Source organism: Nostoc sp. TCL240-02, from assembly GCF_013343235.1.
Classification (GTDB): domain Bacteria; phylum Cyanobacteriota; class Cyanobacteriia; order Cyanobacteriales; family Nostocaceae; genus Nostoc.
This window is the reverse complement of the sequence record NZ_CP040094.1, coordinates 2,465,894-2,488,199: the sequence shown is the minus strand read 5'-3', so window position 1 is coordinate 2,488,199 and position 22,306 is coordinate 2,465,894. Positions and strand designations below refer to the sequence as shown.

6 protein-coding genes are annotated in these 22,306 nt (G+C 45.5%); all 6 read left to right on the top strand.

From position 1 onward, the window contains the following. Nucleotides 1-16: 16 nt before the first annotated feature. The 6 genes from FBB35_RS10615 to FBB35_RS10590 all read left to right on the top strand — a co-directional run bounded on the left by FBB35_RS10615 (nt 17) and on the right by FBB35_RS10590 (nt 22,263). Nucleotides 17-4,663 carry a type I polyketide synthase gene (locus tag FBB35_RS10615; protein WP_174709606.1) on the top strand — a complete coding sequence of 1,549 codons (4,647 nt, stop codon included), beginning with the start codon at nt 17-19 and terminating at the stop codon, nt 4,661-4,663. A gap of 50 nt (nt 4,664-4,713) precedes the next feature. Further along, nucleotides 4,714-10,290, top strand: coding sequence for a type I polyketide synthase (locus tag FBB35_RS10610; RefSeq protein ID WP_174709605.1), 5,577 nt, complete (start codon nt 4,714-4,716; stop codon nt 10,288-10,290). Between the two features lies 1 nt (nt 10,291). Then, nucleotides 10,292-15,832, top strand: coding sequence for a type I polyketide synthase (locus tag FBB35_RS10605; protein WP_174709604.1), 5,541 nt, complete (start codon nt 10,292-10,294; stop codon nt 15,830-15,832). Further along, a complete protein-coding gene (locus FBB35_RS10600) occupies nt 15,829-20,022 on the top strand; it encodes a non-ribosomal peptide synthetase (RefSeq protein WP_174709603.1) in 4,194 nt (1,397 codons plus the stop codon). The genes FBB35_RS10605 and FBB35_RS10600 overlap by 4 nt, the downstream gene beginning before the upstream one ends. A gap of 138 nt (nt 20,023-20,160) precedes the next feature. Then, entirely contained in the window at nt 20,161-20,835 is a 675-nt protein-coding gene (locus FBB35_RS10595; protein ID WP_254625983.1) for an isoprenylcysteine carboxylmethyltransferase family protein, read from the top strand. 111 nt (nt 20,836-20,946) lie between these two features. Further along, nucleotides 20,947-22,263, top strand: coding sequence for an ABC exporter membrane fusion protein (locus FBB35_RS10590; protein ID WP_174709601.1), 1,317 nt, complete (start codon nt 20,947-20,949; stop codon nt 22,261-22,263). Nucleotides 22,264-22,306 lie beyond the last annotated feature (43 nt).

The window sequence follows — 22,306 nt, the reverse complement described above, 5'->3', positions numbered from 1 at the left end:
CGACAGGGTTCATAGCATGACTAAAATCGACACAGAACAAAACAACATCAATCAACTACAACGCGCATTGCTGGCATTAAAAGAAATGCGTGGTAAGTTGGAGGCGATCGAGCGTGCTAAAACAGAACCCATCGCTGTGATTGGGATGGCGTGTCGCTTTCCTGGGGGAGCCGATAACCCGGATGCTTTTTGGCAAATTCTCCAGCATGGTGTAGATACCATTCAGGAAATTCCCCAAGAACGTTGGGATACGGAAGCTTATTACAGCCCAAATCCCGATGCTGAGGGAAAATCATACATTCGCTATGGTGGTTTTTTAAAAGATATCGATCTGTTTGATGCCAACTTCTTTGAAATCTCTCCCAGAGAAGCCGTTAGTACAGATCCACAACAACGCTTACTACTAGAGGTAAGTTGGGAAGCTCTAGAAAATGCCGGACAGTGTATCGAACGGCTGTCGCAAACTCAAACAGGCGTATTTATTGGGGTGATGAATAACGATTACTCACGCCTCTATTCTGGTAACTCTAATAGTATTGACACTTACTTTGGTACAGGCAACAGTTTTAGTTTTATTTCCGGTCGCCTTTCATATATTCTGGGTTTACAAGGGCCGAGCTTAGTTGTAGATACCGCTTGTTCATCATCTCTAGTATCGTTACATTTAGCCTGCCAAAGTCTACGTTCTGGAGAATGCGACCAAGCTCTAGCAGGCGGAGTTAACCTGATATTGTCACCAGACACGAATATTTTTCTCTCCAAAATGCGTGCAGTTGCACCCGATGGACGCTGCAAATCCTTTGATGCCTCAGCTGATGGCTATACCAGAGGCGAAGGTTGTGGAGTATTGGTACTTAAACGTTTGTCGGATGCTGTGGCGGCTGGTGACTCTATACTCGCATTGATTAAAGGTTCAGCAGTCAATCACGACGGCCCTAGTGGTGGACTAACAGTACCCAGCGGCCCTGCACAACAAAAACTACTGCGTCAGGCTCTAGCTAACAGTAGGGTTGCAGCACAGCAAGTAAGTTACATAGAGGCACATGGTACGGGGACTCCCTTGGGCGATCCAATTGAAATTAACGCTTTAGCTTCTGTTTTGTGCGAACAACGCTCTTTTGAGCAGCCTTTGGTTGTTGGTTCTGTCAAAACCAACATTGGTCATTTGGAAGCAGCTGCGGGAGTTGCAGGTGTAATCAAGGTAATATTATCGCTACAACACCAAAAAATTCCACCTCATCTCCACCTCAAGCAACCTAACCCCCATATTCCTTGGCAAGAACTACCACTGGCTATTCCTACCACAGCTAAACCGTGGCATTCTGAAAACAATACTCGAATTGCTGGAGTGAGTTCTTTTGGCTTGAGTGGTACAAATGCCCATGTGGTGATAGAAGCAGCACCAGTTAACAATTCAAAATTCAAAATTCAAAATTCAAAATTAATTGAGCGTCCTTTACATCTATTAACTCTGTCAGCCAAACATCCTCAAGCCTTACAAAAATTAGCTCAAAACTACATCAAGTACCTTTCATCCCATCCGGATATAGCCCTTAGTAACATCACCTTTACATCTCAAGTCGGCAGAACTCATTTCCCGCATCGCCTCGCCATCATCGCCGCCGACCATCAACAAATGCAACAACAGTTGCAAGCCTATTTGAGTGATACTGATGATTTCAGTATCTATCACGGACACACCAGCCAGCAAACCAAAAAAATTGCTTTCCTCTTCACTGGACAAGGTTCACAATACCGCAATATGGGTCGGCAACTGTATGAAACTCAACCAAGTTTCCGCCAAACCCTCGACCAATGTGACACCCTACTGCAACCTCTACTAGGCGAGTCAATTTTATCGGTTATCTTCTGTGACAACTTAGAAGGCGATCGCCTCAATCAAACCGCATACACCCAAGTTGCATTATTTGTCATAGAATATGGCCTTGCCCAACTGTGGCTATCCTGGGGTATCCGTCCCACAGCAGTTGTAGGCCACAGTGTCGGGGAATATGTTGCAGCTTGCATTGCTGGTATTTTTTCCTTAAAAGATGCACTGAAATTAATTGTTCAACGTGCTTCTTTGATGCAAGCCTTACCCCAAGGTGGAGGAATGGCAGCAGTATTTGCTACATTAGAACAAATTACACCGTTAATTGCTGATTGTTCCGAACAATTGAGTATTGCAGCGATTAATGGCGAACAAAGTATTGTCTTATCTGGTGAATTGCAGGTATTAAACTTAGTACTGCAAAAATTGGAGAGCCAAGGCATTGAAATTAAAAGACTGCAAGTATCTCATGCCTTCCACTCGCCCTTAATGCAGCCGATGTTGGCGAAGTTTGAGCAAGTGGCAGCAACAGTAAAATATCAACAGCCGCAATTAGATATTGTCTCCAATATCACAGGTAAGATTGTCAGACAACAGGAAATGTCAAATGCGGCGTATTGGGTGGAACATATCAGAGCGAGTGTGCAATTTGCTGCCAGTATGCAGGCATTGTATCAATTAGGATATGAGGTGTTTGTGGAAATTGGCCCTCATCCGATATTGTTGGGGATGGCACGGCGTGAGTGTCCAGAAGTATTGGATGAGCAGGGGTTATGGCTGGCTTCGCTGCGAAAAGGAAAGGAAGATTGGCAGCACTTGTTAGATTCAATGGCGCAGTTGTATGTGGCTGGGGTAGAGATTGATTGGCAGGGGTTTGAGAGTGATTATGCTCGTAATAAGGTAATTTTGCCGAATTATCCTTGGCAGCGCCAACGTTATTGGCTACCTACTGCGACGACAACTTCTCTTCCAGTAGAACTACAAGATTGGCTTTATGAGGTGCAATGGCAACCCCAAACCTCATCAGATAAAACACTTGCGATCGCACTTGCTCATTGGTTGATTTTAAGCGATCGCACAGGCGTTGCTGATAACTTGGCGCAACTGTTAGCCAAACAGGGTCATACTTATACTTTAGTTTTCTCAGGCGATTGCACTCACTTTGACCAATTGCTAGAGGGTATCCCAACTCAGTCACCATTGCAGATTGTACATCTGTGGAGTTTGGATGATACTAAAGAGGCAGATTTAACAGAGTTGACAAATATTCAACAATGTGTGTCTAGTGTATTGGATTTGCTCCAAGCACTAGCTAAGCGTCAGCAGTTAATATCAGCACGGTTATGGTTGGTGACGCAAGGGACGCAGGTAATTGGAGAACATTCTGGAGAAATTGCGATCGCTGCTGCACCATTATGGGGTTTGGGTGGAGTGATTGCAATGGAATACCCCGAAATCTGGGGAGGTTTGGTGGATCTCGACCCCAGCAGTTCACCAGCTGATGCTGCGGCTTTATTACTGGCAAAACTGCCAACAATGATTTTAGGCGATCGCATTGCTTGGCGACATCAACAGTGGCATACTGCGCGTTTGGTGCGTAGTCAAATTTCACCAGTAGCCGCCAAATCCCTCAAATTCACTCCAGAGGGAACATACTTAATTGCTGGCGGACTTGGTGCTTTGGGTCTGCAAATTGCCCGTTGGTGTGTGGAACAGGGTGCAAGATATTTAGTATTACTCGGTCGAAGTTCTCCAAGCGAAAGCGCCCAAGCAACAATTCGAGAGTTAGAACAAACAGGTACGCAAATAACAGTAGTACAGGCAGATATTGCCCAAGCCGAACAGTTGCAGCCAGCACTGACAACACTGCAAACACCACCATTGCGGGGTATTATTCATGCAGCAGGTGTCCTAGATGATGGGATGCTGCTACAACAAAACTGGGAACGGTTCGCTAGGGTGATGGCTCCTAAAATCCAAGGTGCGTGGAATCTGCACACTCTGACACTGAATCAACCCCTAGATTTCTTTGTACTATTTTCATCAACAGCTTGCATACTCGGTGCGCCCGGTCAAAGCAACTATGCTGCTGCCAATGCCTTTTTAGATGCTTTAGCACATTACCGCCAAAAACAAGGATTAGTCGCTACCAGTATCAACTGGGGTCCGTGGGCAGAGGTCGGGATGGCAGCATCATTTGGTCAAAGGTTAGCGGCAGAGGGCATTGATTTGATTCCACCAAACCAAGCCTTGCAGTTACTTAGACATTTCCTGCAACAGAGAGTTTGTCAGGTGACTGTACTCCCCATTAACTGGACGCAGTTTTTACAACGCTTTCCTACAGGGCAAGAACCTGCTTACTTTCAGGAGTTGTTTTCGGATGGACAACAGCATCAAAACCAGCCATCCGAAATACAACAACGCCTACAAGCAACACCAGTTAACGAATGGAAATCTCTGTTAGTTGCTCACATTAGCGATGAACTTACCAGCATTTTAGGCTTGATCCCATCCCAAACCCTCGACCCCCTACAAGGATTTGCAACGATGGGCATGGATTCACTCACGTCAGTGGAATTTCGGAATCGCCTACAAAAAAGTTTAGGTAAATCGTTGCCTTCAACACTGACATTCAATTATCCCAACATCGATACATTAGCAAGTTATTTTGTCAATACCCTAGATAACCAAAATATACCGCCTGAAACCAAACCAACATTAGTTAATCCCAACCAATCTATGACGGTAACACAAATCAAACAACTCTCGGAGGAAGAAGTCGAATCCATGATTGATGAAGAATTAGCTTCCCTGATTGAATTTAGTCATTAGTCATTGGTCATTTGTCCTTAGTCTTTCTCTCCTCTGTTCTGTAAACCAAAATGAGCCAAATGGAAAGTATCGACCAGCTATCACCATCCCAACGCGCCCTTTTGGCGTTGAAAGAACTACGTGCCAAGATTGATGCAATGGAACGGGCGAAAACAGAACCGATCGCAATTGTTGGTATGGCGTGTCGGTTTCCGGGTGGTGCTGACGATCCAGAAACATTTTGGCAGATATTACGGGACGGTACTGATGCCATTGTAGAAGTGCCGAGCGATCGCTGGGATATTGATGCTTATTACGACCCCAACCCAGATAGCCCTGGTAAAATGTCTAGCCGCTACGGTGGCTTTTTAAAGCAAGTAGATCAATTCGATGCCGAGTTTTTTGGGATCTCGCCACGGGAAGCAATTAGCATCGACCCTCAACAGCGTTTGTTATTAGAAGTCAGTTGGGAAGCCTTAGAAAATGCTTGTCAACCTCCTTCTGAACTTATGGGTAGTTCAACGGGGGTGTTTGTCGGTGTTACTACTAATGATTACACCCGCTTTTATGCCCAAGCGGGGGAACAGGGAATTGACGCTTATCAGGGAACGGGTAGCGCTTTTAGTGCAATGGTTGGTCGTCTTTCCTTTGTTTTAGGTTTGCAAGGGCCTTGTGTAGCACTGGATACTGCTTGTTCTTCTTCCTTGGTTTCCGTTCACCTGGCTTGTCAAAGCCTCCGCAACGGCGAGTGCGAGTTAGCTTTAGCCGGGGGAGTCAACCTGATTCTCACACCAGAAGCCAACATCATGTTCTCCAAAGCGAGAATGATGGCAGCAGATGGACGTTGTAAAACCTTTGATGCAGCAGCTAACGGTTACGTGCGAGGAGAAGGTTGTGGCATAGTCGTACTCAAACGCCTTTCTCAAGCACAAGCCCATGGAGATAAAATCCTGGCAGTAATTCGCGCTTGTGCGGTCAATCAAGATGGTCGCAGCAGTGGGTTAACAGTACCCAACGGCATCGCTCAAGAAAACTTGATTCGGCAAGCGATCGCTAATGCTAAAGTACAACCACAGCAAGTAAGCTACGTTGAAGCCCACGGTACAGGGACATCTTTAGGAGATCCGATAGAAGTAGAAGCGATCGCTGCTACTTTAGCAAAAGAGCATACTACAGATCGACCTTTGGCGATCGGTTCTGTCAAAACCAACATCGGTCATTTGGAATCGGCTGCTGGCGTTGCAGGTTTGATGAAGGTGGTGTTGGCACTACAACATCAACAAATTCCACCCCATCTACATCTCAACCAACCTAACCCGTTGATTCCTTGGTCAGAACTGCCTTTAACAATTCCCACAACTCTTACACCTTGGCAAACCAACGGTGAAACTCGCATTGCTGGGGTAAGTTCCTTTGGATTTAGCGGCACAAATGCCCACGCCATATTAGAAGAAGCACCTAACAATTCAAAATTCAAAATTCAAAATTCAAAATTAATTGATCGTCCTTTACATCTATTAACTCTGTCAGCCAAACATCCTCAAGCCTTACAGCAACTCGCTCAAAATTACATCAAGTACCTCTCATCCCACGCAGAAATTCCCTTTGGTGATATCACTCACACTTCACAAATTGGTAGAACACACTTTAGTCATCGCGTCGCAATTATCGCCGATGACCATCAGCAGATACAACAAAAGTTGCAAGCCTATTTAGACAACAGTGAAATCATCGGTATTCATCACGGATATAGCAGCCAACAAAGCAAAAAAATTGCCTTCCTTTTCACTGGACAAGGATCGCAATATCGCAATATGGGTAAACAACTGTATGAAACTCAGCCGAGTTTCCGCCAAACTCTTGACGACTGCGACACCCTATTGCAACCACTGTTAGGAGAATCAATTCTTGAAGTTATATTCTCGGAAAACCCAGAAGATCCTCGCCTCGACCAAACCGCGTACACCCAAGTTGGATTATTCGTTCTAGAATATGCCCTAGCCCAACTATGGCTATCTTGGGGTATTCGTCCCACAGCAGTTTTAGGTCACAGTGTCGGTGAATATGTCGCCGCTTGCATTGCTGGTATTTTCTCTTTAGAAGACGCACTGAAATTAATTGTGCAACGTGCTTCTCTGATGCAAGCCTTACCCCAAGGTGGAGGAATGGCAGCAGTATTCACCACAGTAGAACGAGTTACACCGTTAATTGCTGATTATTCCGAACAATTGAGTATTGCAGCGATTAATGGCGAAGACAGTATTGTCTTATCTGGTGAATTAGAGATACTCAATTCAGTACTGCAAAAACTAGAAAGCCAAGGTATTGAAACTAGAAAATTGCAAGTATCCCATGCTTTCCACTCGCCCTTAATGCAGCCGATGTTGGCGAAGTTTGAGCAAGTGGCAGCAACAGTAAAATATCAACAGCCGCAATTAGATATTGTCTCCAATGTCACAGGCAAGATTGTCAGACAAAAGGAAATGTCTAATGCGGCTTACTGGGTAGAACATATCCGAGCGAGTGTGCAATTTGCTGCCAGTATGCAGGCATTGTATCAAGCTGGATATGAGGTGTTTGTCGAGGTGGGGTCACATCCAACATTGTTGGGGATGGCACGGCGTGAGTGTCCAGAGGTGCTGGATGAACAGGGGTTATGGCTGGCTTCCCTACGAAGAAATAAAGAAGATTGGCAGCAGTTATTAGATTCAGTGGCGCAGTTGTATGTGGCTGGGGTAGAAATTGATTGGCGAGGGTTTGAGGCTGATTACCTGCGTCATAAGGTGGTTTTACCGAATTATCCTTGGCAGCGTCAACGCTATTGGTTGCCTACTGCTACCAGCAAGCCAATAGTTAGACAAATCAGCGAAAAACTGCTGCATCCTTTATTGGGTTATCAATTGCGATCGCCATCTCTCAAGGATATTGTTTTTGAAACTCACCTGAACACAACTAGTTTACCTTTCCTCGATGACCACCAAATTTATGACACGGTGGTAGTACCGGGAGCTTCGCATATTTCTATGCTATTGCTTGCAGGTCAAGAAATTCTCGGAACAGGGGCAATTTCGCTGAGTAACATTACATTTAGGGAAGCGCTGACGGTTAGCGATCGCGAGACTATCAATGTACAACTTATTTTGCAACCTGAAGCCGCAGGTAAATATAAATTTGAACTATTTAGTTTTAATAAACAAATAGATAACTGGTTGGTACACGCTACAGGACGACTCAGCCAAGATGCAGGCGATATTGATAAACCTTTATCTTGGGCTGAGTTACAGGCGCGTTGCTCGCAAATGCTAGCTGGTTCAGATTTCTACGCCCAAGTTAGAGAACAAGGACTGCAACTCGGTCAGCGTTTCCAATGGGTAGAATCTATGTGGCGGTGTGATGGTGAAGCATTGTGCCAAATGCAATTTCCCCAAGAATTTGCAGCTGAAATCAACACATACCTTCTGTATCCGGGATTAATCGATTCTTGTTTTCAGTTCTTAGGCTTTGCTTTACCCCAAGAACGACGAGATAACCAAGTTTACGTACCCTTCAGCATAAATCACTTTTATTTTTGTAAGTCGCCAAATTTTAACAGCCGTTTGTGGTGTTACGGAAAGCTAAATTCTCAAACAAGTTCAACAGCAGGAATGTTCATCGGTGATATCTGGCTGCTGAATGAAGCGGGAGAACTAGTAGCCTACATTGAGGGGCTTTGCTTAAAGCAAGCACCGCGTCAAGCTTTGCTCAGAGCCAACCAAGCACCGACTCAGGAATTGCTGTATCAAATCCAGTGGCAACCAAAGTCTAGATTATCAGAACAATTACCTGTTATTCCCGGTCGTTGGCTAATTTTCACCGATGCTAATGGTATTGGTAGAGCATTGGCACAAAAATTAGAACATCAAGGCAAAGTTTGCATCCTTGTTTCTGTTGGTGAAATCTATCAACAAATTGGTGAAAGTCAGTTTCAAATCGACCCCAGTCAACCGCAACATTTCCATCAACTCTTGCAAGATGTGGGGTCAGAGAATGCACCATTGCACGGTATTATTCATCTCTGGAGTCTGCTAGAAACCGAACAAACAGACTATCTAACGAGTTGCGGTAGTACTATCTACCTGTTGCAAGCTTTATCTAAATTATCAAACTGCCAAGCACGATTGTGGCTGTTCACCCAAGGCAGTCAACCTGTTGGTAATGAATTGACAATGAACAGTCTGACTCAAGCGCCTCTGTGGGGACTGGGGCGAGTAATTGCCATTGAGTATCCAGGAATTTGGGGCGGTTTGGTAGATATTGATATTGATAATTCTCCAGAACAGACAGCATTAGTACTGGCGGATATCTTACAACCAGAGTCAGAAGATCATCTGGCTTTTCGCAACAATGAACGTTATGTGGCTCGTTTAGTTCGGGCAAAGCCTCAAGTATCAACACAACCTGTAACATTTTCTGCCGACGCTACTTATCTAATTACTGGCGGACTAGGCGCACTAGGGTTACAAGTTGCTCGTTGGATGTGTCAGCAGGGGGCACAAAACTTAGTTTTAGTCGGTCGTCGTTCGCCTTCTGCAACTGCGTTGGATGCTATTCAAGAGATGGAACAGGCAGGGGTTCAAGTGCAGGTAATAGAGGCAGATATTACCGATTTTAACCAAGTTAAACAACTGCTGTCACCCTACAAATCTCAACTACGCGGCATTATCCATGCAGCTGGAGTGTTAAGGGATCGCATTATATTACAGCAAACCTGGCAAGATTTCACTCCAGTAATGGCTCCCAAAATTCAGGGAGCCTGGAATTTACACCATTTAACTGAGGATATATCGCTGGATTTCTTTGTGATGTTTTCCTCAGCGGCCTCTTTGTTGGGTGCAGCCGCACAAGGAAATTATGCAGCTGCAAATGCCTTTTTAGATGCCTTCGCCCACTACCGCCATTCTCAAGGTCTACCTGCACTCAGTATCAACTGGGGAGCTTGGGCAGAAGTAGGGATGGCAGCAAACTTAAACCACAGTCAGTCTTTAGGAGTGGAACGGATTGGAATTGAACAGGGATTACAGATATTAGAGTCGTTGCTGAGTCGAGCCGATATGCCACAAGTAGGTGTGATTCCTGTCAATTGGCAAACCTTCCTCAAACAGTATCGCCCTGGTGAAGTACCGCCACTGCTGCAAGATTTTGCTGAGTATACCCAACCCGAAGAGAAATCAGAAACTATCCCAAGCACAATTCTGGAAAAATTGCAACAAGTTTCTGATGACAAACGACAATCTTTGCTGCTAACCCACATCCGCAAACTGGCTGCGAAAGTGTTGCGACTCAACTCTTGGCAAAACCTCGATGCCGACAAACCTTTAATTGAAATGGGTCTCGACTCACTCATGGCGCTGGAGTTACGAAACGTTCTTGAAAATAGTTTGGCTTGTTCCTTGCCAGCCACATTGTTATTTGATTATCCGAGTCTGCAAACTTTAGTAAATCATTTAATCCAAGATGTGCTGTCGTTATCCAAATTAGAGGACTCATCACCAGCACCATCGCTTGAGGAGAGTGAGCCATCAATTTCCCTGGAGGATTTAACCAGGATGTCGGAAGCAGAAACAGAATTGCTACTCCTGAAAAAACTAGAACTGATAGATGGTAACTGAGATGAGCAAAAGCAACGAGCGAGTTGAGGAATTATCCCCTTTAAAACGAGCTTTACTGGCATTAGAAACAATGCAAGGCAAGCTGAACCGCCTGGAATCGAAAAAGACAGAACCAATTGCGATCGTTGGGATGGGATGCCGTTTTCCTGGCGGTGTTAATAATCCCCAGACTTTTTGGCAGTGCTTGCGCGATGGTGTGGATGCAATGCAAGAAATTCCCGGCGATCGCTGGGATTTGGAAACCTACTACAATCCTGATGCTGATGCTGCTGGCAAGATGTACACTCGCCACGGTGCTTTCGTTGATGACGTTGATAAATTTGATGCTGATTTTTTCAGTATTTCTCCCAGGGAAGCCGCATTTATTGACCCGCAGCAACGCTTGTTTTTAGAGGTATGTTGGGAAGCCCTAGAGCAGTCAGGAGAACGACCAGACCAACTATCAGGTAGTCGTACAGGGGTATTTGTCGGTGTAATGTATGCCGATTACTCGCGGTTACAGGGCACTGTAATTGATGCCTACAGCAGTACTGGCAACAGTATGAGTGTGGTATCAGGACGGGTTTCTTACCTGCTGGGTTTGCAAGGTCCGAGTGTCACTTTGGATACAGCTTGTTCTTCTTCCTTGGTGGCGGTACATCTAGCTTGTCAAAGTTTGCGCTCAGGTGAATGTAACTTGGCTTTAGCGGGTGGGGTGAGTCTGATGTTGATTCCCGACAACAACATTACCCTATGTCGCACCCGCGCTTTATCGCCTACGGGACGTTGCAAAACCTTTGATGCTGATGCTGACGGCTTCGCCCGTGGTGAGGGATGCGGCACGATCGCTCTCAAACGTTTATCAGATGCGATCGCAGATGGCAACCCAATCTTAGCGGTAATTCGCGGTTCTGCCGTTAATCAAGATGGACGCAGCAACGGCTTGACTGCACCCAACGGCCCTGCTCAACAGGCAGTGTTACGAGAAGCTTTAGCTAACGCTGGAGTGAAGCCGCATCAAATCAGTTATGTGGAAGCTCACGGTACAGGTACGCCTTTGGGAGACCCGATAGAGGTGAGTTCACTGGCGGCTGTTTTGGGTGAAGGGCGATCGCCAAATCATCCCCTAGCTTTGGGTTCAGTTAAAACCAATATTGGGCATTTAGAATCAGCAGCTGGTGTGGCAGGTTTAATCAAAGTTGTCCTGGCAATGCAGCATCAGCAGATTCCGCCCCATCTCCACTTCCAAAAATTGAATCCTTATATTTCTTGGGGGAATCTGCCGATTTCGATTCCCACAGAACTTACCCCCTGGAATAGTGGCACAGAACGACGCATTGCTGGGGTAAGTTCCTTTGGCTTTAGCGGTACAAATGCTCATGTGATACTGGAAGAAGCACCGCTTTTGCCCACAGAGCCAGCTTTAGCATCAGTAAAAGATTATCTTTTACCTCTATCTGCTAAAAATCCCGCCGCACTCTTGGATATGGCGCAAGCTTACCGAGCTTTTCTTCCAGGTAAAACTAACTTGCTAGATATTGCTTATACTACTAGTCTGCGCCGTCCTCATCACAAGCATCGCATCGCTTTGGTAGGTCAGTCTATCGAGCAATTGATAGCAGCACTTGACGCTTTTGTAGAAGGTGAATCTCACCCTAACTTAGTACCGAGTGACCAACATTCAGATGATTTATCTGGCTTGGTTTTCGTGTTTTCTGGACAAGGGGCGCAGTGGATAGGGATGGGACGGCAACTTTTGGCACAAGAGCCTGTGTTTCGAGAGACTATACAAGAGTGCGATCGCATTTTAAAATCCCTCACTCATTGGTCGCTACTCTCAGAACTAGCAGCACCAGAGGATATTTCTCGCCTCCAAGATACTGAAGTTGCCCAACCCGCCATTTTAGCGATTCAAGTTGCCCTGACTGCCTTATGGCGTTCTTGGGGCATTGAACCTGCGGCGGTTGTGGGTCATAGTCTCGGTGAAATCACTGCTGCTTATGTAGCAGGTGTCTTTAGTTTAGAAACAGCTTTGCGGATTGTTGTGCAACGGGCATCCTTGATGCAGCAGGCTACAGGCAAAGGCAAAATGGCAGCCATCGGGATGCCTTGGCAAGAAGTGAAACCCTGGCTAGAGGAATTTCCTAGTTTGGCGATCGCAGCTATCAACAGCCCCACTTCTACCGTCGTTGCTGGTGATGCGACTGCCCTAGAAACTTTGTGCCAACAACTACAAGCCCAGGAAATATTCTGTCGATTGTTGCGTGTCAATTATGCCTTTCACTGTCCACAGATGCAGCCTTACAGCGAGGAATTGGTTAACCTTTTGGCAGGACTGCAACCGCAAGTTGCCCAATTACCCCTCTTCTCCACAGTTACCGGAACCAGTAGCCAAGGACGAAATTGGGATGCTGCTTATTGGGGGCGGAATATGCGATCGCCTGTGCAATTCAGTCAAGCAATTGAAAACTTGGTATATGAAGGATACACCTGTTTTGTTGAGGTCAGCCCTCACCCCGTCTTATCCCAGAATATTCAAGAATGTTTGCAGCACACAGGCAAAGCCGGAATTGTCCTTGCCTCTATGCACAGAGAGCGACAAGAGCGTTATTTTTTACTCAGCGAACTAGGTCGCCTCTACACCTTGGGCTATCAACCACGATGGCAGGCTTTTTATCCAGAAAATAGAAGGTGCGTTTTACTACCGACTTATCCCTGGCAACATCAACGCTACTGGTTAGAAGGTAGCAATTCTTTACCACCAAGAACATCACGACAGCCGTTATTGGGGGAAGCCTTGCCCAGTCTGGCACACCTGCCAGAAATGCGGATTTGGCAAACACAATTGGATTTGCGATCGCTTCCTTACCTCAATGACCATCGGGTACAGGGTGTGATGGTGTTACCGGGGTCAGCTTATGTAGAAATGGTATTAGCTGCTGCGGCTGAGATATTTGGCGCAGGTAAACATACCCTAGAAGTTTTGCACTTTCAACAAGGTCTATTCATTCCCGAAACAGAAACTCAGACTGTACAAATTTGCTTGCAACCAGGAAATACACCAGACACTTTCACATTTGATTGTTACAGCCGTCCTAATATAAACACACAAGCAAAATGGCGGCATCATGTCAGTGGTACAGTGCGTCGAGGCGACGGGGAAATCACAGCCGCTACTTCTGCAACGGTGGCAGAAATTCAAGCCCGTTGTCAGGAAGTTATCTCTAGCACACAGCACTATCAACAAATGGCGGAACAAGGTTTGCTTTATGGAGCCAGCTTTCAAGGCATAGAGCAAATCTGGCGACGCGAAGGGGAAGCCCTCGGACGCATCCATTTACCAGCATCTTTACACGCAGAAATCGCCAACTACCAAATTCATCCTGTTCTTTTGGATGCCTGTTTTCAGGTGATAGCTTTGGCCACTCCCTTAGCTAACCCTGATGCTGAGGCAGAAGGAGCTTATTTGCCAGTACGTCTAGACAAACTCCGAATTTATCAGCAACCGGATGCAGCAGGTTTATGGGCACACTTGCAGTTAAAACCTGTAGTAGAAACAGATGCCTTTGCTGCTGAGTTAGTCCTGTTCAACGAACAAGGACAACGGATATTAGATGCTGAATGCTTGCGTATTCAGAAACTTGATAGTCAAAGTGAAAATAATTCTAGCGATTGGTTCTATGAGATTAGCTGGGAACGGCTTTTAGAACCCAAGGACACAGCGCCAAGAAGCAGCGAACAAAATCAAGGCTATTGGCTGATATTGACAGATAGACAGGGAATTGGAGAGAATCTCAGCCAACAATTGCAGCAGCAAGGCGAAAATTGCATCTTGGCTTTTGCAGGTGAAACTTATCAAAAACAGGATTCACAGCATTATCAAATTCAGCCAAATTGTTTAGATGACTTCAAGCAACTTTTACAAACTTTGTCTGGTGAATGCTTGGGAGTGGTGCATCTGTGGAGTTTAGATATCACTCCAGCAGAATTGACTACCATAGCTTCATTAGCTGGTGACAATATGGGAGATCGTCCACTTGGCGATCGCAATTTGGGATGTATCAGCACTCTCCATTTAGTCCAAGCACTTGCAGAATGGGAAAATACACCCCGTCTCTGGCTAGTTACCCGTGGCGCACAGCCTGTAGATTCGAGTCCTAGTATTGCCCAATCGCCTCTGTGGGGACTGGGACGCGTCATTGCTCAAGAACATCCAGACTGGCGTTGCTCAATGGTGGATTTAGCAGCAATACCTGAACCATCAGAAATTGCATCACTTTTACAGCTACTACAAGCAGACGATGTAGAAAATCAAATCGCTTTGCGTGGGGATGTGTCCTACGTTGCCAGACTGAAGCGATATTTACCCAGCTATTCAGAACTACCAAACTTCCACCCCCAAGCAACCTACCTCATCGTTGGAGGTTTGCGGGGTCTAGGTTTACAAGTAGCTACTTGGATGGTGGAGAGAGGAGCTAGATATTTGGCACTGATGGCGAGAAGTCAGCCAACACCTGAAACCTTAGAAGTTTTACAAACTCTGGAAACTGCTGGAGCAAAAATTAAGGTGCTTCAAACAGATATCAGTCAGGCTGAGGAAGTAGCTAGAGCGATCGCTCAATTAGACCAAGATATGCCACCATTGCGGGGTGTAATTCACAGCGCTGCTGTTTTGGATGACGGCATTCTCTTACAATTAACACCGGAACGGTTGCACAAAGTCATGCAACCCAAGATAGAAGGGGCATGGAATCTCCACACACACACCCTCAATAAATCCCTAGATTTCTTTGTGCTTTTTTCTTCAGCTGCTTCACTCCTGGGTTCCGCCGGACAAGGAAACTATGCGGCGGCCAATGCCTTTTTAGATGGGTTAGCTCATTATCGGCAAAGTCAAAATCTGCCTGCACTCAGTATCAACTGGGGTGCGTGGGCAGAAGTAGGTTTAGCAGCAGCCCAGGCAAATCGGGGCGATCGCATGGCATCTCTGGGTTTTAGTAGCATTCCCCCACAGCAAGGCTTAGAGATTTTAGGACACCTGCTAACGGATAAAACCGCACAATTAGGTGTGATTCCCATCAATTGGGCGAAAGTCTTGCGTGCTAATCCAGCCGTTATCAAGATGCCTTTGTTTCAATTGCTGACGGAGGTCTTTAGTAACTCTGGAGAAATCGAGACTGAAAAAAGCACAAATTTCCTTTCCCGTCAAGCACTTTTAGCAACTCCATCAGATGAGCGTCAACTACTTTTAGAAACCTACTTCCACGAACAAGTAGCTAGGGTGCTGCGAATGCCAGCCTCGAAACTCGATCGCCATCAGCCCCTCAACAGCCAAGGACTAGATTCTTTAGTGGCGGTGGAGTTAAAGAACACACTCAAAAACGATTTGGGCATTGATTTACCGATGATTCGCTTCATTCAAGGCCCTAGTATTGCCCAGTTATCTGCACAAGTACTCACTCAAATTACACAAGAAATTGTATCTCCTCAGTTGAGGAACGATTCTCTTAAACCTGTTGAATTAGCTACCAATAATCAAGAATGGGAGGACGGCGAACTATGAGCGCGAGTCAACTTCTGGATGATTTGACGCAAAATGGAGTGTATTTGTGGGCTGAAGGCGACAAATTGCGTTTTCGTGCCCCCAAAGGTGTGTTGACTGAAGAACTACGCGATCGCTTGACTGCTCACAAGTTAGAATTGCTGGCAATTTTGCAAACGCCCATTTCAACGGCAGAATTCACCCTAGTTCATGCTCCAGAGGAACGTTATCAGCCATTCCCGCTCACTGACTTACAACAAGCTTATGCTTTGGGTGGTAGCAATTTTTTCGATTTGGGTAACGTGTCTGCTCATTTCTACGTAGAATTTGCCGTCACTAATCTTGACATCGAGCGATTGAATTTAGCTTGGCAACGTTTAATTGAGCGTCATGAGATGCTGCGGGCGGTAATTTTACCGGATGCCCAACAGCAGATTCTCGAAACTGTGCCTCCCTTTGCTGTGGAAGTCATCGACTTACGCGGTCAAAAAGAGGCGGAGGAGCAAATAACAGCGATGCGCCAGCAAATGAAGGATAATGGCCCGTCACTTGATAAATATCCTTTATTTGAGGTGCGGGTACAGTTATTGGATGAGGAGCGATCGCAACTCCACATCAGCATTAGTTTATTAATCTGCGATGCTTTAAGTGGTGGGTTTGTCTTCCAAGATTTATATCAGTTTTATCTCAACCCCCAAGCACAGTTACCAGCCCTGAATCTCTCTTTCCGAGATTACATCCTGACACTGAATCAACGCCGTCAAACAGCAGCCTACCAAAAAGCTCGTGATTACTGGTGGCCAAGGTTATCTGAAATTCCCCCAGCCCCGGAATTGCCCCTAGCCAAAAGTCCGAGTGCTATTGAGAAACCCACTTTTACCCGTTGGCAAGGACAACTAGCACCAGCAGTTTGGCAGCAATTCAAAACACGAGTCAGTCAGCTGGGACTAACACCGGCGGCTGCGATTTGTGCTGCTTATGCCACCATCCTCACCACTTGGAGCAAAAACCAAAAACTCACAGTTAACATTCTCTACTTTAACCGCGAACCACTGCATCCACAGGTGTATCAGGTTTTAGGTAACTGTAGTTCTACTCTACTGCTGACAGTTGACCACACCCAAAGCGAAAGCTTCGCCGCCCAAGCCAAACGCTTACAAGAGCAGTTGTGGAGTGATTTGGAACATACTGCGGTGACTGGTGTGGAAGTATTGGGCGAACTCAACCGGATGCAAGGGGGAACTGCTAGAGCCGCAATGCCTTGTACCTTTGCCAGTGCTTTGGGTTTGGGAAACCGCGATACTCAAACTAATGCTGCGGGTGAGCAGGATTGGCAGGTAATTTGTAATGGCTTGTTGCAAACGCCTTTCGTCCTCCTCGATCACCAAATTGTTGAAGAAAACGGCGCTTTGCTCCTGAATTGGGATGCTGTAGAAGAAGCTTTTCCCCCTGATTTAATGGCCCAAATGTTTGATGCTTACCAACTGCTACTGCATCGTTTGGCTGAGTCAGACAATACTTGGCAGACTACCACAGAATGGTTGATACCCGAAGCACAACTACAACAACGAGCAGCTGTCAATGCTACCAACACTACCATTCCCACCCAGCTGTTGCATGAGTTGTTTGTTGAACAGGCAACTCAACACCCACAAAAATTAGCGATCGCTGCTTCTCAATTGACTTTGACTTACGCCGAACTCGATCGCCTATCTAACTACATCGGTAGACAACTGCGAGACTTAGGCGCTCGTCTCAATCAGTTGGTAGCCGTGGTGATGGAAAAAGGTTGGGAGCAGTTAGTCGCTGTTTTGGGAATCCTCAAATCAGGTGCAGCTTACCTACCAATCGACCCCAGCCTACCCCAAGAACGTCTTAACTGGCTGCTCGATAACGCTGAAGTAGCGATCGCTTTTACCCAACCTCGGCTAGAAGCAAATCTCAGCTTCGCCACTCAAGTCAAATGGCTAACAATTGATGATTCAACCCTGATACAAGACTCTACCAGTCAACCTTTACCATCAATACAAACCCCAGAAGATTTAGCCTACGTCATCTACACTTCCGGCTCAACTGGCACACCCAAAGGTGTCACCATCGACCATCGCGGTGCAGCCAACACCATCCTCGATATCAATCAACGGTTTGGCGTGACAGCAGAGGATCGGGTATTTGCCATTTCCTCCTTGAGCTTTGATTTGTCAGTGTATGACATCTTCGGAACGCTCGCAGCTGGTGGTACAATTATCATGCCCGATGCTGAAGGCAGCCGCGATCCGGCGCATTGGCTAAATGTTCTCCAACGGGAACAGATGACAATCTGGAACTCTGCACCAGCGTTAATGAAATTGTTAGTCGAATATGCAGGCGATCGCAGCGATCGCTTACCGTCTTCCCTCCGGTTGGTGATGATGAGCGGTGATTGGATTCCGGTAACTCTACCGGAGCAAATTCACTCTTTGGGTAACGATGTCCGAGTAATCAGTTTGGGAGGAGCCACGGAAGCTTCCATCTGGTCAATTTTCTATCCTATCGAAACAATTGACCCTAGCTGGACTAGCATCCCCTACGGTAAACCCCTGAGTAACCAAAGCTTCCACATCCTTGACGAAGCCTTGCAACCCCGTCCTGATTGGGTTCCAGGACAAATTTACATTGGTGGTATCGGTTTAGCCCAGGGATATTGGCGAGATGCAGCCAAGACCCAAGCCAGCTTTATTCAGCATCCCCGGACGGGAGAGCGTCTTTACCGCACCGGAGACTTGGGGCGCTATCTGCCGGATGGTAACATCGAGTTTTTAGGAAGAATTGATTTTCAGGTTAAAATTCGCGGTTATCGGATAGAAATAGGCGAAATTGAAACTGTCTTGCAGCAACACCCAGCCATCCGTTCTGTTGTTGTTTCAGCCGTTGGCAAACAACGGGATGACAAGCAACTGGTAGCTTATATCGTTTTCGAGCAGGAGCAATCAATTACTTCATTAGAATTGCGTAGCTACCTCCACCAAAAGTTACCAGAATACATGATTCCCTCAATGTTCATGTTTATGGACAGCTTGCCCTTGTCATCCAACGGTAAAGTCGATCGCCGTGCTTTACCTGACCCAGAACAAAGTCAAGCAGATTTAGGGGCAATTGTCGCACCCAGAGACAGCTTAGAGTTACAACTTGTACAAATTTGGCAAGAAATCTTGAACTTGCCGGAGGTAGGTATTACTAATAATTTCTTTGAACTGGGTGGAACTTCTATTCAAGCTGTGCGCTTGATGACGCAAATTCACAAACTCTTTGCTCAGAATTTACCCTTGTCTACGTTGTTCCAAGGCGGGACTGTTGAGCATTTAGCGCGGACTCTGCGCCAATCGTCAGATAGTTCAGTGCCTTGGTCGCCTTTAGTCAGCATCCAGCCCTCTGGTTCTCAGCCGCCTTTCTTCTGCGTTCATCCAGCTGGCGGTAATGTGCTTTGCTATATGGATCTCTCCCGTCGCTTGGGTGCAGATCAGCCGTTCTACGGTCTCCAGGCTGTGGGGATGGATGGAGAACAACCACCGTTCACCACTATTGAAGATATGGCGGCTTATTATATTGCAGCCATCCGCACCGTTCAACCACAAGGGCCATACTCTATAGGTGGCTGGTCTTTCGGGGGAATTGCAGCCCTAGAAATTGCCCAGCAATTGCGCCAGCAAGGTGAAGAAGTCAATATGCTGGTACTTATCGACTGTCCCGCACCCTTATCTGGCGAAGATTTGGACGAAGCCACCTTAGCAGCTTGGTTTATCCAAGACTTAGAAGGTCGATTTGATGTTGATGCTACTAGATTGCAGCAGTTGCAGCAGCTAGATACCGCACAACAATTGAACTACATTCTAGAACAAGCCAGACTACTGCACCTAGTTCCGCCAGATGCCGGAGTTGAACAAGTCAACTACTTGTTCGAGGTGTTCAAATGCAATATGCGAGCGATCGAATCCTACACACCGCGTCCCTACGAGGGGCTAGCAACACTGCTGCGGGCAGAAAACCAACCACCAGAAAATCCCACCAACCCAGCTTTAGATTGGCACGAATTACTCACCAATCTGGAAGTGCGTTGGATTCCAGGCAACCACTACACGATGGTCAGAGAACCAGATGTGCAAACATTGGCAACCCAATTGAGGGCTTGTCTAGCAGTTATGAACAACTGGCAGCCAGAAAGATACAACTAACCCTATCAATTTCTCTGTGTCCTCTGCGTCTCTGTGGTTTAAAAACTCTTTTTTTAACCATAGAGGTACGGAGAATGCAGAGACTAGAAAGTTATTTGACAGAACTCACGTTACTTTAGGAGTTAACTTGTGGAACTAATGACACAATTTCAGTTTGCAGTGGCTTTCCCAGAACAACTACCACAAGTAGATGTCAAAGCCATTATCTGCTTGGTTCATTCACTGTATTGGCTACTAATTGTCAATGCATCTATCATTAGACGGCGCAAACTCAATAACCCAGAGTCATTTGTTGACACCTCCACAAAAGAACCAGTTGCTAATGAGTCATCCATCACTCCTCAAGGCCCGCCAGCACTATTTCTCACCAGTGCTACCTACGGTATTTTTTACATTTTGCTAGCAATTTGGTGGGCAAATCCCGATGCGCTAGGATTTTTTGTATTTCAACCGACTTTTCCGATTCAAGCTCTAGGAATTGCTATTCTTGGTTTGGCATTAATTGTGAAAGTATGGTCTTTTTGGGTTTTTCGCAGTTGGCGGTTATTTCCCCACATCGATCCCGGTCATCAACTTGTGACCAAAGGACCTTATAGTTTCGTTAGACATCCACTTTACTTCGCTTTTCAACTTCTATTCTTTGGCTCGTTTCTAATTGTTCCAAGACTGGGATTTTTACTGCAAGTAATTGCTAACTTTTTAGCTCATGATTTTCGCTGCCGAGTTGAAGAAAAAATATTGCTGCAAGCTTTTAATAATGCATACGAGACATATAAAAAACGCACTCGTCGTTTATTGCCTTGGGTGTATTAATCGAGCGTAAAAATATAGAGGTGTATTTGTAAAAAATAGCTTTTCGCAAATACACCTCTTTCCTAAATTACCACTTTTGTAAAAGTAGATTTTAGAGATTTAAATTAAATTATGAAATATCAGTTTTTTACAAAACCTGTAGACTGGAGATTTGTTGTAATTTTAGGCGCTGCGGCTTTAGCTACTTGTGCTACTTCGTTTTATTTAGTTTTAAATAATCAACTAGAAAATCAAAAGCGATCGCAACAGGCTATTGCAGCTAATAATAAAATTCAAGCAAGTCCTAGTGCAGTTGCTGCTAGAGGATATCTAGAGCCTAAAGGAGAAGTAATTAAGCTATCTGCTCCTACTTCTATACAAGGTGAAGGTGTACGAGTTGCAAAGCTACTTGTCAAACAAGGAGACAAGGTAAAAACAGGTCAAGTAGTGGCAATTCTAGATAACCAAGAACGTCTGCAAGCAGCTTTGGAACAGGCAAAAACTGAAGTTAATGTTGCTCAAGCTAAACTAGAGCAAACTAAAGCAGGTGCGAAAACAGGAGATATCAAAGCTCAAACGGCAAAATATCAACAAACAAGAGCAGAACTAGAAGGCCAACTCACAATTCAAAGGGCAACTATTGCCAATTTAGCAGCTCAGTTACAAGGAGAAAAAAATTCTCAAGCCGCAACCATTAAGAGGATTCAAGCTGAATTCCGATATGCTCAAACTGAATGCGATCGCTATAATTCTTTGTATCAAAAAGGAGTAGTTTCAGCTTCTCAACGAGATAGCACTTGTTTACAAAACAATACTGCTCAAGAACAACTTGTAGAAGCCGAATCTAATTTACAGAAAATTATTAGTACTAGAACAGAACAAGTCAAAGAAGCACAAGCCAATTTCAATCGCACATTAGCAACCTTAAAAAAGGAAGTTGAAGAAGCCAAAGCAACTCTAAATGCCACCGCAGAAGTCCGCACTGTAGATGTCAGTGTGGCAGAATCAGAGGTAGAAAATGCCCAGGCTGCTGTGAAAAAAGCTCAAGCAGATTTAAATTTGGCTTATGTGCAATCGCCTAAAAATGGACAAGTTTTAAAAATTCACACATGGGCTGGTGAAGTTATTAGCAATGATGGAATTATCGAGTTAGGCCAGACAGAACAAATGTATGCGATCGCGGAAGTTTACGAAACCGATATTAGTAAAGTTCGTCTTGGTCAACAAGCAACTGTTACCAGTGGTGGCTTAATCGAAGAACTGAAAGGCAATGTCGATGAAGTTGGTTTAAAAGTTGGCGTTTTAAATGCTTTAGGAACCGATCCTGTTGCGGATGCAGATACTAGAGTTGTCGAAGTTAAAATTCGTCTGTCTCCACAAGATAGCCAAAAAGTTGCTAACCTAACTAATTTAGAAGTCAACGTCATGATTAATACTGAATCACCATAAAATTGACACCTTTTTTATCTATAAATTTTCAAAGAACAAACAA

Bases quoted from the DNA above. Each gene is read 5' to 3' on its own strand.
- FBB35_RS10605 (WP_174709604.1), top strand. From the start codon at position 10,292: ATGAGCAAAAGCAACGAGCGAGTTGAGGAATTATCCCCTTTAAAACGA.
- FBB35_RS10610 (WP_174709605.1), top strand. From the start codon at position 4,714: ATGAGCCAAATGGAAAGTATCGACCAGCTATCACCATCCCAACGCGCC.
- FBB35_RS10600 (WP_174709603.1), top strand. From the start codon at position 15,829: ATGAGCGCGAGTCAACTTCTGGATGATTTGACGCAAAATGGAGTGTAT.
- FBB35_RS10590 (WP_174709601.1), top strand. From the start codon at position 20,947: ATGAAATATCAGTTTTTTACAAAACCTGTAGACTGGAGATTTGTTGTA.
- FBB35_RS10615 (WP_174709606.1), top strand. From the start codon at position 17: ATGACTAAAATCGACACAGAACAAAACAACATCAATCAACTACAACGC.
- FBB35_RS10595 (WP_254625983.1), top strand. From the start codon at position 20,161: ATGACACAATTTCAGTTTGCAGTGGCTTTCCCAGAACAACTACCACAA.